Genomic DNA, 13,997 nt, shown 5'->3' with positions numbered 1-13,997 from the left:
ATGGCTTATACTAGTTCAAGCTCTTGTTTTAAAAGCGTTTCGACTTGTTCAGCTGTACTTGCAGTCATTAACCTATCTCTAAAATCAGCGTGCATAATTTTACGGGCCAGCTTAGAGAAAATCTTCATATGTTGATCGCCTGCGGCATGTTTGTTTAGGGTTAACATAATAATGAATTGAGCTTGTTCATCGCCCCATTCAATTGGCTTGGCCAAACGGCACACACTAATGGCGGATTGTTCAATATGCTCACTCTTGGTATGAGGAATGGCAAAACCAAACCCTAGACCGGTTGAGAAAACATCTTCACGCGCCCAGAGATCATCTGCCAATTTATTTGGATAACGACAGCGCCCAGTCACAAACAAGTTATCCGCCAAGGTTTTGATCACTTCTTCTTTACTGCGAAGATCGCAATCTAGGCTAATACAGTCTTTTGATACCATAGGCGCTTGAGTTTGGTTCATTCGAAACTGGGCTAAGACGTGCTCGACTTCATGTATGGTTCGACAATCCATCGCTCGATTAAGCAGTTGGCGACACTCTCGGCTATCGAGTTTTGAAATACGCTCTTTGGTTGCCGCAATACTTGGGGCACTCATACTGATCTCATCAAGGCCTAAGCCAACCAATAAGGGTAATACGGAGCCTTTCGCGCCTAGCTCACCACATAAGCCAATCCACTTACCATGCCTATGCACCTCACGCACAACATGATCTAGGGTACGTAAAAATGCAGGATTCAAACTGTTGTAGTGTTTGGTGACTTTGTCATTGTCACGGTCGACCGCCATTAAATATTGAGTTAAATCGTTGGAGCCAATGGAGAAAAAGTCAACTTCCTCACAGCACTGATCTATGATGAAGGCCACTGAGGGGACTTCAAGCATAATGCCAAGCGGTACTCGCTCAGCAAAGGGGACTTCTTCTTTGCGCAATGCTTGACGCACTTCCGACAAGACGTCTTTCACCCATAAAATCTCTTCCATGGAAGAAATCATCGGGATCATAATTTTTAAATTGCCGTGGGCCGACGCTCGCAAGATAGCGCGCAGCTGAGTTTTGAATAGGTCAATAAACTCAGAGTAAATGCGCACCGCGCGATAGCCCAAAAAGGGGTTGCTTTCAGCGGGGATGTTTAAGTAGCCAACGGGCTTATCACCACCAATATCTAAGGTTCTAACTATGATGGTTTTGCCGTCAGCCGACTCAATCGCCTGACAAAAAATATTGTACAGTTCGTTTTCATCCGGCGCACATGAGCGGTCCATATAAAGCATTTCAGTGCGAAACAAACCCACAGACTCAGCGCCTTGCTTAAACGCTGGGTGCGCTTCCACTGAGTGGGCAATATTGGCGGCAACTTCAATCGCTTTACCATCATGAGTTTTGGCGGCTAACTCTCGATATTTCGCCTGCCGAGTAGCCACTATGTCTTTTACTTTTTGCTCTTGCGCGTAATAACGCTCAACCGAGTCGGTAATTTCAGTCACAACCGCGCCTAAATGCCCATCGATGATAACTGGCTGGCCGACATTTTCGCTAAGTTGCTTAGTATCCAAACCAATAATGGTTGGTATAGCAAAAGAACGAGCCAAGATCACAGTGTGGGATGTGCTGCCGCCACTTGTCAGTATTAGTCCTTTAAGTAAAGATTTGTCGAGTTCTAAAAACTGGCTGGGCGTCAAATCTTCCGCTAAGCATACCGTTGGCTCAGACAATTGCGTTTGGCTGGCAAAACGCTCATCACCATAAATACTCTGGAGCAATTGATAGCACACATCTCGGATATCAAGCTCACGTTCAATCATATATTGGCTGGCGGACTTTTTGACCATATCCGTAAAATGTTGCGCAGTGGTAATAATGGCGTTAGCGCAGCTTTGGCCTTGAGTCAGGTGGCTGGTTAAGGTTTGTTGAAACTCAACATCATTGGCAATCGACAAATGCGCTTTTAACACCTCACTTTCCGTGCACTGCGCAGATTCTAATTGGATTGAAATGGACTTGATCACCGACCCCAAGCCATTTTTCATTTGCAACTGTTCATCACTAAGAGCAAGCACGGGTGGCAAGTCATTAAGCTTATCAAAGCTTATTGCACCCATAACTGAAAGCGTCCCACGCCCAACCCCTTGACTGACTGAACGGCCCTGATTATGTTTAACTTCTAGGTTGACAAAGTTGCGCGGTAATGGCATTAGGTCAATATGATGTCCATTTTCATTGCCTTGTAACGGCGTATCGCAGTGAGGAAATTCATGGTTCAAAAATCGCTGTAGCTGCTCCATCGCCACATCTTCATCTTGACCTTTGATGGTAATTAAGCACTCATCACCAAGTAATGTGTCTGTTCCAATAAGAGACAATACACTTTTCGCATTGCCGCTCATTCCTGTGCGCTGATTTTGCCAAGTAATATCTGAGGAAAATTGGTTACATAGCGCTTCAACATGGCTAGCTGGGCGAGCATGGACCCCATTGGATAATTCACAAGAAAAAGAGAGGGTTTTCATTTCGTACTGTCCTTTTACTTCAACGCCACACATGGAGAGGATTTCAAAACAATACCAAATCACCCCATTTCAGCTATTGGATAAAAACACTAATTACTGGATTTTTGTTATGTAAGCATCTAAGTGTGAAGGAAATCAAATTTACTATCCAATGTATTTTATCTAGACCTAAAACTAGGGCGATACAGCAATTGTGATATTTATTCTATTGATTGGTGGGTGTTTTTTTGGTTTTTAGCGATAAAAATGATTCTGGACAAGAATGTAGATAGAGATCAAATTTTTCCTAAAGCCTAACAAAAGTCCAGCAAATAGCACAAAAATCCTCTAACTAGACAGCACAAATGCTCACAATATTAGCTTCAAAGCTCAATCCGCTGAACCTCAGTGAAACCGATCCAATAGAAACATTTTGGCCACAAGGACAGGTCTATGAACGATTTAATCACTATTTTGAAGGACACCAGACGACACCTGATGACAGGCGTATCCCATATGATCCCATTCGTTGTCGCAGGCGGAATTCTGCTCGCAACCTCTGTGATGTTATATGGTGAAGGGGCTGTGCCAAAGGAAGGAACAAGATTGCACGACCTCTTTTCCATAGGTGTCGCGGGTTTTCAGCTCATGATACCGATTCTGGCCGCTTATATCGGTTACTCCATTGCAGATCGCTCTGCGCTTGCTCCATCTGCAATCGCCGCATTTATCGGCGCTAATATGTATAACACAGGCTTTTTTGGGGCAATTTTTGCGGGTCTGCTCGGCGGCATTGTGGTGTTTTATTTGAAAAAGATAAAAGTCCCACCGTTTGCACGCTCTATCATGCCGATTTTTGTCATACCCATTATAGGCACCTTTATTACCGCTGGCGCGATTGTATGGGGTATCGGTGAACCTATTGGTAATGCAACCGCTGCATTAACCGACTTTTTAAAAAGCATGCAAAACGAGAGCATTATTCTACTGGCCATCATTATGGGCGGCATGATCGCCTTTGATATGGGTGGTCCAGTCAACAAAGTGGCGTTTGCCTTTGTCATTTTGTGTGTTGGTGAGGGTATTTATAATGTTGCAGGTATATCCTCTGTCGCTATCGCCATTCCACCAATCGGTATGGGCCTTGCGACGTTTTTAAACAAAAAGCTCTATGACTCAAGCGAACAAGAAGCTGGCCGAGCATCCATCCTCATGGGCACTATGGGGATCACAGAAGGTGCCATTCCGTTCGCTGCAGGCGATCCTATTCGCGTTATTCCTTCGATTATGATTGGTACTGCCACTGGCGCGGTAACCGCAGCTCTGATTGGTGTAGAAAGCTATGCCGCATGGGGCGGTCTGATCGTTTTGCCTGTCGTCGATGGTCGCATAGGTTTTATCCTCGCTTTGGCTGTGGGCTCATTTGTCACCGCATTGCTGGTCAACTTCTTAAAAGCTCGCCGACCAGTCATTGAAGAGGCTGAAGAAGAGTCCGACGATATCGACCTAGATATTGAAATCGGCTGAACTCATTCAAAGGAAGCTGGCCTTTAGCGCCATAAAATCCTTGCTATACAAATAAAGATAAGGAACAAGATTATGACTCATATTGTGGCAGTCACAGCATGCCCCTCAGGCGTTGCACATACCTACATGGCAGCAGAAGCTATCGAAGCTGCAGCAAAAGCGAAAGGCTGGCAATGTAAAGTAGAGACCCAAGGCTCGATTGGTATAGAAAATGAGCTCACGGAAGAGGACATTAAGGCAGCAGATATCGTTATTCTAACCAAAGACATAGATATTAAAAACAGCCAACGCTTTGAAGGTAAAACCATTGTTCGCATTGGCGTAAGCGATGCAGTAAAGCGTGCCGACGTCGTGATGAGCAAAATAGAAGCTCATTTGTCCAAATCTACGGCTTAGGTAGACGTTATATACATATCATTAAATTGATAGGGGCCGAGAGTCTCTCGCTATCGTACAGGCCCCGATTGAATTTACATCCTTCTACATAGCTAGGATTTGACTACCAAGTCACAGCAGGAGAATCATTGTGACCCCCAAAATACTCATTACCGGCGCAAAGGGCTTTTTCGGTACTCGCTTTATCAATCGATATAAAGCAGAGTTTGATATACTCGGTTTAGGCTCTGACCAACTTGATATCACAGACAATGACGCTGTAACAAAAGCATTTGCTGAATTTAAGCCTGACTATGTGATTCACGCCGCCGCCATCGCCGCTACGGATTTTTGTAACCAGCATCCTGATCTTGCCTACAAGGTAAATGTGCAAGGCGCAATTAACGTGGCGAATGCATGTAAGCAGTATGGCTCAAAGCTGGTTTTTATTTCTACAGAGCAGGTATTTAACGGTAACCCTGAAGCCGGCCCATACAGCGAAACGGATCAACCCATTCCTGATACCGTATATGGGCAGAACAAACTCGAAGCAGAGCAAAAACTACTCACTATCCTCGATGAGGTATGGATTCTACGCTTCACATGGTTATTTGGCTTACCAGAGCGTCACACCAGTATTAACCCCAACGTGATATGGAATGCTCTGCAAGCGCTTATCAATGGTCAAGTCATGAAAGAGCGTAGCAATGAATTTCGAGGACTGACTTATGTTCATGAGCTTATTGAACAATTTCCAAGGATCTTTACGATTCCGTATGGCACCTATCATACGGGTGCACACAACTCAGCCAGCAGGTTTGAAATAGCACAACACATCCTCACTGAACTTGGTCAGCAAGCACGTTTATCAGACATACTAGAAGTCAATGATGCACCAAGAACACGAGATGTACGCTTGAACACAAACAAGCTTGCGCAGCATGGTCTGCATTTTACTGAAAGCAAAAATGCCATCAGTCAGTGCCTCAAAGAATTCCACTTTAGATAGATGATATCGAATAGAGCTTTGTTTTTAACGCTCTCGCAACTGAGTACGATGCAGATTCGATTCGCTATTTAATCGAATTCAACATCAACAATTACGTGATTTTAATTCCATTTATAGTGTCAAAAGTTAACAATTTGAACACAAATGGTATGGGTTAAGGTCAAATGGCAGTGACATCACTGCCTAAAACCAAACAATATAAACAGGGAGCGCCAATATGAAGATCGTGGGAGTTACCGCATGTATTAGTGGCGTAGCACATACCTATATGGCCGCCGAAGTACTTGAAAAAACCTGCAAGAAAGCGGGCTACAATATATCGGTTGAAACCCAAGGCGCATTAGGTAGTGAGAATCACCTTGAAGAAAACGTGATTGGTGAAGCAGATGTGGCTGTTATCATCGCAGATATCAATATCGAGGGAGTTGAACGATTTAGTCATACACGCATTGTCCGTTGCTCCATCGCCCATTTTTTAAAAAACAGCACTCAGGTTCTGCAAGCAATTGAAAAAATACGTAATGCTCCGCCCAACGCCGAATTGATCCTTTAACCACCAACTTTAATGCTAGAACTCAAATACTGCGTGCGATACTCCGATGGAGATCGTGCGGTTTGGTTTCTAAACACCCGACAAAAATAGTTACTGTCTTTAAATCCACAGCGATGCGCCACTTCCTTCACTTTCATGTCGTATTCAATCAGTAAGTACTTAGCCCGCTCAAGGCGAACATGATTTAGGTATTCGTTAAATTTAAGTTGACCTTCTTTCTGAAATAATTGCGATAAATAATTAGGAGAAACATAAAAGTGCTGAGCTACAGACTCCCGTGTCAACGGCTCATGATAATGCTGTTCTAGATGTTCTCTCACTGCTTCAAACAGTGCGTGACTTTTCGAGATGGTCTCCACTGGCCTCTCAATAAGATCCAGAATATGGCTAAGCAAGCTGCTTATCAGCAGGCGCTTCGTTTCTTGACTTTCAGGCTGCTTGATAGCTTCTTCTATCGCGTTGAGAATGCAAGCCCCAATTCTTGGCCCGCGACGAAAAACACTTTCTTTAATCGCTGAGTCAAACTGCTGACCATCCCAACTTAACAAACTCATACCAAAGCTTTGCTTGCCCGCCATAACCGTCAGAGTGACAACTGGTTTATCCCACAGTGGTTTATTCCAACTTTCTGCTGGTAAATACAGCACTCCTCCCTGCTTTAACGTACAGCGAGTATCGGTCCCCTGATTGCTGCCGACCTCCATATCTAGCTCACCTATTAATACCATTTCCACCCGCGGAAAATGAACCTGATACGCCAACTGGGGTGGTTTAGGCAAGCTCCCTGCGAAGAAAACATGGCTGATATTTTCAGTGTGCTTTGCGTAGTGGTTGAGGGCGTCATGTAAATATTTTTTATCTAGCATAATCGATCATTATGTCTTGTCTGTCGGGTAACAATATTTTCTATTTTAACGCTTGAAAACGTTGTCCTGTTTAACTTTAAACACAATAATCGAGCCGATAAAAATAGGATACGTTATAAATCACACTTTCCATTAAAGCCAACAAAAGTCCAGCTTTTCGAACAATTACCCTGCTTAAATACTTTGCTCAGTCAATTAATTTGGTTATCGAAGTCAGAACCCAATAACTTGAGAAGGTACCCATCATGACACAAACCGCTCAACAGTATTTAAACGCACTAGGTGCTGACCTAGAGCTCTCTGAGAAAATGAAGCGAGAGCTTGATACGCTTGGCTTTACTATCATCGAAAACGTTGTGGATCCAGATTGGCTCCAAGAAATGCGCCGCACCATCGACATGTTAGTCGAACGCGAAGGTGAAAACCTCGCTATTGAGCACCATCAAGAAGAAGGGGTTACTCGAGTTGCCAACCTTATCAATAAAGGAACGGTATGGGAAAAAGTCTGGGCACACCCACTGGCACTCGCAGCATGTAAGCATATTTTTGGTGGTGGCTTCAAAATCTCAAGCCTTAATGCTAGAGAAGCCCACCCTGATTGTGGCCACCAACCACTCCATGCCGATTGGAAAAAGCCGCGACCGGACTTTCCTAAAGTCCATCTGGTGAATTCAATTTGGGCAGTAGACGACTTAACACGCGAAAATGGCGCACCACGCATCATTCCTAGCACCCACCTTCGAAAAGAGCTGCCGGAAGAGGTGCTAGACAATGTTGACAGCGAGCACCCAGATCAAGTCTACCTAGAGTGCCCTGCCGGCAGTGTGATGATTTTTAACGCACATACCTGGCATGGCGGAACCATCAACTATGCAGGGACGCGGCGTCGAGTATTACATGGTTTGTATATTGACCGTGATGATGTGCCTCAGCAAGACCAGAAAAAATGGCTCACCAAACACACTGCAAGCCGATTAACGCCTGCACAGAAGTGGTTGTTAGATGTTGATTAATAAAGGTGTTTAGTCACTCTCGGTTGTTAAGGATTAAGGGAATAACCTATATGTCTGTTTATAAGCTCAATAATGTTATTCAAACCTACTCTTGGGGAAGTATAAGGTCATTGCATGAGATGTTTAATGTCGAAAACCCTGACCATAAACCACAAGCCGAAATGTGGATGGGCGCCCACCCAGGTGGGTGCTCCCGTGTTTTAGATCAAGACATTAGTCTCACAGCATTACTGTCAGGCAACTCAACCACAATGCTCGGTAGCTATACCGCTCTGCGCTATGGCAAACTTCCCTATCTGCTTAAGGTTATCGCAGCAGATTCACCCTTATCTATTCAAGTTCACCCAAATAAACAACAAGCCGAGGCTGGTTTCCAACGCGAAAATGAACTTGGCATCCCTATTAACGCCAATAATCGCAACTACAAGGATTCCAACCATAAGCCTGAGCTCGTCTATGCTTTAACGTTTTTTTCTGCTTTAAATGGTTTTAGGCCTATTGATGAAATCATTCATCTGTTTGAAGAAGCGAATATTCAACCTTTAAGGCCATTGCTTCAAATGCTCAGAGACCAGCCTAATGAAGCTAGTCTAGGTTCCTTGTTTACAAAGATACTTACCCTTGCCGGTGACGACAAACAAAGCGCACTGTCTGAGCTGACACTTGCGGTTGAAATGCCCCCAAAAAGTCGTTTAGCAAAAGAGGCATGGCAGACAATAAAAATATTAATGGCTCACTATCAAGGCGATGTGGGATTATTTGCACCTTTATTGCTAAACATTGTTGAGTTAGCGCCCGGAGAAGCCATGTTTCTTCATGCTCAAACACCTCATGCCTATCTATCAGGTACCGCTTTAGAAATCATGGCCAACTCAGACAACGTACTAAGAGCAGGCCTTACTAAAAAGCACATTGATATCAAAGAGCTTATCAATAATCTGTCTGTAAGGCCGACCCAAGCTTCTCGCTTAATTATGTCGCCAATAGAAAAACCTTTTCGGCTCACTTATCCTATCCCTGTTGATGATTTTTGTTTTGATATTGTGTTATCGACAGCCGAGCAGCAAGTCTTCTATATAAGAAGTGCAGAAGTACTGTTCTGCATCGAAGGACAAATATTGATTGAGACTGAGCAGCATTCAGTGAGGTTAGAAAAGGGAGAGTCGGCATTTATCACCTGTGATTGTCATTCATATCACATCAGTGGTGTGGGTAAACTTGCACGAGCATACAACTAAAACATTGAAAAATTTAGGATGGTATTGACACAGAGGAGTAATATCTCCACCAAATACAACAAACCCCAGCATTTCTGCTAGGGTTTTGAATGTGGCGGTGAGTGAGAGATTCGAACTCTCGATACGTTGCCGTATACACACTTTCCAGGCGTGCTCCTTCAGCCACTCGGACAACTCACCGAAATAAATTGTGGTTGATTTCGATAACCAACGAGGCGCTAATTTAATGATTCTATTGGGGTAGGTCAAGCTTCTTTCGGAAAAAAAGTCTTGCTCGTTGATCGTTTGATTATTTAATAGCTGATTCGAGCGGATTTTCTCCGCTCTTTAGCTTTGAAGCATTATAGATGTCTAACCGCAGTAGTCGTTAAGAGAAACAGTAAGAACATCTAAATCAGACTGAGCTGGCGCTTCTTTATGAGAGAGTTTCTCTTGTACCGCATTAAGGGTTTGTATCAATAAATCATCTTTTGGATTAGCAATTTCGTTTCTTATTCGTTGGAAATACTCTTCAGCATTCACAAAATCTTTATCATCTAGAGCCATAAAAAAGTTAACCAGAAGAGGCTCCATATGTTGTGGCTCTACTTCTTTTTTCTCTCTCAGGCCCGGCTTGTATTGGTATAAACGGTCAGAAAAACGATACAAGGCATCATCAAGCTCTGTTTCATCAATAGGTTTGGAAATGACATAATCAACCCCAGAACCGACCATACGCTCGCGAGTCTCTTTAAACACGTCAGCTGTACAACCTAGTATAACGATTTTTGCCTTTGAACTGGTTAATGCCCTAATCGCTATGGTCGCTTCAACACCGTCCATGATCGGCATGTGATTATCCATTAAAATTAAATCGTAATTATTGTTTACCAGCTTTTCTAAACAAATCTCACCATTCTCAGCCACTTCACACTCAAAGCCTTTGCTCGTCATAAAGGTGTTCATAATGATGGCATTGGTTCGGTTATCTTCAACGATAAGCGCTTTTAAGCCCTGATAATTGAGGTTCTTGTGCTCTTCTATTTCAAGAGAATGTGGCTCACAAGGTGCCATACCCAAGGTGACTTTAAAGCTCGTCCCGATACCAAGCTCACTGGTTACCGTTATCTCCCCACCCATGAGCTCTGAGATTTGTTTGACGATTGCAAGACCAAGACCGGTGCCGCCAAATCGCCTCGTTGTCGATGATTCTGCCTGTTCAAATGGACTAAAGATTTTGTTATGTGCTTCTTTGGCAATCCCTATACCGGTATCACGGACCTTAATTTCTAAAAAGTTACGACTTTGTTGACTGAACTCGCGAAAATAGACTTCCACATAACCACGTGATGTAAATTTTACCGCGTTATTAAGAAGATTAAACAAGACTTGGCGAAGACGCGCTTTATCTGACATATACCAACGACCCTGAGGAACCTCAGAGTAGACTTTAAATTGCAGTCCTTTTTCAGCACACAAAGTAAAGTAGACGCTGTTCACGCTGCCCAATATAGACTCGAGCGGGAATGGATGCTCTTCCAATTCCAAGAAGCCTTGCTCGATTTTTGAGAAGTCTAGAATTTCATTAAGTAAGGTCATCATATGATCGCCCGAATCATACAAGGTTTTCATATGCTTCAGCTGCTCTTTGCTTAAGTCGGTTTTCATTAATATTTGCGCCGTACCCAGTACGCCGTTCATAGGTGTTCGAATCTCGTGAGACAGTGTTGCCAAGAAGGCACTTTTGGCTTTTGTCGAAGCCTGCGCTTTTTGTTTTTCTTGTTCTAAGAATTTGGTTTTTTGATTAAAGTTATCAATCAGTTGGCGAATTTCATCTTGGCTATTGTAGCGCACATCGATGGCTCCGGTTCGCGAGTCATTGACTTTTTCAGCGATGAGCACAATTGGAGAAATAAGGAAACGATTGATGAGCACATACCCCATTACCACACACATCAGCATTATGGGAATGATGCCCGCTTCGACTTTTGTTACCACATAAAACGCTTCTTCATCCACTAGGCGATTGGCATTCACAACGTCTATATTCCACTGAAAATCGCCAAATTCTGTACTGCTCATGTAAATGTTTTTTACAACCTGAAAATTGTAGTCGGTAATAACATCACCGTAAGAGTCTCTCAGTACAATACCTAACTCATAATCTTGAGCATGTTCACTAACAAATTCGACCAAACTCTCTAATGAGACATCTATGGTCGCCACGCCAGCTGGCTCACCGTCCTGAAAATAAGGTGATGATGCCGTGATCATTTGCACGTGGGTAAAGGGGTCGATATACACTTGCGACCAAATCACTGTGCCAGGAGGTTTATCAACAACAGCGGTATACCATATCTCATTGTCATAACCACCGGATTCAGGGTTATCCCATGAAAAAACCTGATCGACTAGACCATCGCTAGCACGGTTAAAGAACAAACTGCTATAAGCTTTTTTCTTATCAATTGAGTATGGTATTGGCCAAAGCCCACCACTAACCACCACGCCATCAAGCACTGAAAATAGCTCGTAAAGCATTTCTACCTGATGTACCTGAGATTCATCTGTATTACCAATACCAACCACGCTCTGCAAAATACCAACGGAGCTATTGAGCGGCTCTTCTATTTCACTCGCAATCAACTCGGTTCTCAAGTCGAGATTCTTTTCCAATTGCTCTCTAATTGGTGGCTCAACAACGAGATAGCTCACTGAACCAATGATCGCAATCACGATGGCTAAATACACAGTGAGGGCTAAAAAGCTCTTTCTTTTTAGCGAAGAACGTATTTCCATAAGCCTTTGAATTTTTACCGTTTGGCTTAAATTATAGCGAATATACGCAGGCTGTGGCCTTTTTATGTCTGGTTTGGACTGTTAATATTATCTCAAATTGACATGACCGCTTGGTATTTACTTTGACACTAAACGAAATACTCGCCCAACCCGAGCTAAAAGATAGACTTATCAACGAACCTAAGACTCAAGGTTTTGTAACTGCCATGGCAGCCGCACCTAACCTGCTTCCCCCTCAAGAATGGATTCCTTTTCTTTGGGGAGGTGAAGAAGTGTCACCATTTGGCGATGGTGAGCAGCTCGAGAGCTACATTGAATTAGTGATTGCAATGTGGAACGAATATCGCCCAGACCTTCTTGAAGACCAATGGGTCTGGCCAGAAAAGTGTAAACTTGATGATGCCGATATTGTAAACCAACAAGCTCGCGATTTTTGTGAAGGTTTACTTCAAGGCTGGCAGTTAACTAAAGATGACTGGGAAGCTATCATGCCTGAAAACAGCGAAGACAACGCGTTACTCGGTGGCGTTTTGTTATCGATTAGTATGCTTTATGACCCAGAAACTTGCCTCGCAACACTAGACGAACAAGGGATTGAAGGCCTAGAGCAATTTGAAGAAATCTTCAATGCCATTCCACCTATGCTGTGTGGACTCACTGCTCGCGGCGCCTTACTGGTCGATCAAGATATGTAACGTAAAAGCCGGCGCTAAAAACGCCGGCTTTTTGTTTGTCTTCAACCATAGGTTTAAAGGTGCTCTGTATTAGCGCTGTCTTTTAGCTCGTAAACCAAAGCCAAACATTGCTAGTAGTATCATCGCCAAAGAAGTCGAACCACCTGATTTTCCAGAGCCTTCCTGTTTCTTTTCAGTGATATAGACCATGTTCATAGACAACTCACTTACCACTGTATGATCAGTTTCGATCTGAATATTCGCAGTATCTTGACCTGCAGGGAAGGCTGCAGCGGCATCCACGTCCACATCAATGGTACACGTATCACCAATCTCTATAGTTGTTGTACAGCTGTTTGCCACTTCAGTAACGCCGTCAGGCCAAGTTATTGACCTAATATCAAAGCGTTCATTACTGCGATTAGTTAATGGCAAACTGACACGGCGTTTCTCTGCTTTAGACATAAAGATTGTATTTTGTGTGTAGCTGACACCAGCAGTATACTTTTCTATGAACTTACCACTTTGATTAAAGTAACCGACGTTGGCATAAACACCATAGGCATTATCTCTAGCGCAACCATCTCCCCAACTGACAACACCATACTGCTTGTATCCGCCATTCTCTTTAATGACTAAAGGTCCGCCACTGTCACCTTCGCATGAATCCTTACCACCGTCCTCTAAACCTGCACAGATAGCATCATCGCCAATGTCAGAATAATACCATTTGTCTTCATAAATTTTTCCTATGTTCTGGCAAGTCGCTTTATCAACGAAGGGGATATCAACCTGATGTAATTGGTCAGGTCCAAAGCCGTTCTCCGAGAGTCTCCCCCAGCCCGCAACGGAAAAAACATCTGTTGTGGTAAGATTGTTAGCATCACTAAAAGAAGCAAGGTTCACTTTTGGAGCCACAATGTCATTTTCAAGCTCAATAATTGCAATATCATTATCAACCCCGCCATCCCTATATCCCGGATGCATATAATAGGCAGTTGCAGCCAGCCTCGAATGCGAAGTGTCTTTATCATTCAGATCATAAAGACCAACATAAAGACTCAGATCACTCGCACTAAGTCCATAAACGCAATGAGCGGCAGTCAACACATATCGCCCTCCAATATAACTACCACCGCAAGAATAGCCATCACTGCGTTTAAGGTAAGTCATAAAAGGCCAATCTACTTTATCTGCTGGACTGCCTCCAACGATTCTCGGACTGACCATTCTTTGTGCTGAATCAGAGCTTTGAGCATACGCGCCAGAAAATGTTATTAGTCCTATAGCCACTGACAATATTTTAGCTTTCATATAGTTATTATTTCCATCTTATTTTTATTTCAGAAAAATACGAAAGAATAATAAATAGGAAAAATAATGCAAAGATAATATTGATAATTGCATGTTTTTGTAACCAGCATCTCGTTTCTGGGATTAAGCAACATTGTTATTAATAGAAATGTGCT

General features: G+C 43.3%; 11 protein-coding genes and 1 tRNA gene. 7 read left to right on the top strand and 5 right to left on the bottom strand.

Translation table 11 applies throughout. From position 1 onward, the window contains the following. Positions 1–5: 5 nt before the first annotated feature. Entirely contained in the window at positions 6–2,516 is a 2,511-nt protein-coding gene (ptsP, locus tag MHN79_RS00920; RefSeq protein WP_239171291.1) for a phosphoenolpyruvate--protein phosphotransferase, read from the bottom strand. A 432-nt stretch (positions 2,517–2,948) separates the two neighbouring features. Between ptsP and MHN79_RS00915 the strand changes: the two genes are divergently transcribed. From MHN79_RS00915 to MHN79_RS00900, 4 genes are all read left to right on the top strand, one after another. Further along, positions 2,949–4,022 carry a PTS fructose transporter subunit EIIC gene (locus MHN79_RS00915; protein WP_239171290.1) on the top strand — a complete coding sequence of 358 codons (1,074 nt, stop codon included), beginning with the start codon at positions 2,949–2,951 and terminating at the stop codon, positions 4,020–4,022. 72 nt (positions 4,023–4,094) lie between these two features. After that, positions 4,095–4,418 (top strand): PTS fructose-like transporter subunit IIB, encoded by a 324-nt coding sequence (locus MHN79_RS00910; RefSeq protein WP_239171289.1) that lies wholly within the window; start codon positions 4,095–4,097, stop codon positions 4,416–4,418. Between the two features lie 130 nt (positions 4,419–4,548). Further along, a complete protein-coding gene (locus tag MHN79_RS00905; RefSeq protein ID WP_239171288.1) occupies positions 4,549–5,406 on the top strand; it encodes an NAD(P)-dependent oxidoreductase in 858 nt (285 codons plus the stop codon). A 217-nt stretch (positions 5,407–5,623) separates the two neighbouring features. After that, on the top strand, positions 5,624–5,959 hold the full coding sequence (locus MHN79_RS00900) for a fructose PTS transporter subunit IIB (protein ID WP_160926794.1): 336 nt from the start codon (positions 5,624–5,626) through the stop codon (positions 5,957–5,959). Here the strand turns inward: MHN79_RS00900 and MHN79_RS00895 are convergent. Then, positions 5,956–6,825 (bottom strand): AraC family transcriptional regulator, encoded by an 870-nt coding sequence (locus MHN79_RS00895; protein WP_239171287.1) that lies wholly within the window; start codon positions 6,823–6,825, stop codon positions 5,956–5,958. The two genes, MHN79_RS00900 and MHN79_RS00895, sit on opposite strands and share 4 nt — an antisense overlap. Positions 6,826–7,070: 245 nt before the next feature. On the opposite strand from MHN79_RS00895, the gene MHN79_RS00890 reads away from it, so the two are divergent. Then, positions 7,071–7,838, top strand: coding sequence for a phytanoyl-CoA dioxygenase family protein (locus tag MHN79_RS00890; RefSeq protein ID WP_160926790.1), 768 nt, complete (start codon positions 7,071–7,073; stop codon positions 7,836–7,838). A gap of 50 nt (positions 7,839–7,888) precedes the next feature. Then, complete coding sequence (manA, locus tag MHN79_RS00885; protein ID WP_239171286.1) at positions 7,889–9,076, top strand: mannose-6-phosphate isomerase, class I; 1,188 nt, start codon at positions 7,889–7,891, stop codon at positions 9,074–9,076. A gap of 92 nt (positions 9,077–9,168) precedes the next feature. On the opposite strand, the gene MHN79_RS00880 is transcribed toward manA, so the two are convergent. Beyond that, positions 9,169–9,256 (bottom strand) — tRNA-Ser (locus MHN79_RS00880). Positions 9,257–9,427: 171 nt separating this feature from the next. Further along, on the bottom strand, positions 9,428–11,854 hold the full coding sequence (locus tag MHN79_RS00875) for a hybrid sensor histidine kinase/response regulator (protein ID WP_239171285.1): 2,427 nt from the start codon (positions 11,852–11,854) through the stop codon (positions 9,428–9,430). A 122-nt stretch (positions 11,855–11,976) separates the two neighbouring features. On the opposite strand from MHN79_RS00875, the gene MHN79_RS00870 reads away from it, so the two are divergent. Continuing rightward, the gene (locus MHN79_RS00870) at positions 11,977–12,549 is read left to right on the top strand and encodes a UPF0149 family protein (protein ID WP_239171284.1); all 573 of its coding nucleotides are present in this window, start codon (positions 11,977–11,979) and stop codon (positions 12,547–12,549) included. A gap of 69 nt (positions 12,550–12,618) precedes the next feature. Here the strand turns inward: MHN79_RS00870 and MHN79_RS00865 are convergent, their stop codons facing one another. Then, on the bottom strand, positions 12,619–13,842 hold the full coding sequence (locus MHN79_RS00865; RefSeq protein WP_239171283.1) for a serine protease: 1,224 nt from the start codon (positions 13,840–13,842) through the stop codon (positions 12,619–12,621). Positions 13,843–13,997: the final 155 nt, after the last annotated feature.

Source organism: Vibrio sp. Of14-4, from assembly GCF_022347625.1.
GTDB classification, from domain to species: Bacteria; Pseudomonadota; Gammaproteobacteria; order Enterobacterales; family Vibrionaceae; genus Vibrio; species Vibrio pristinus.
The sequence above is the reverse complement of the archived record's forward strand: the minus strand, read 5'-3'. Positions and strand labels throughout refer to the sequence as shown.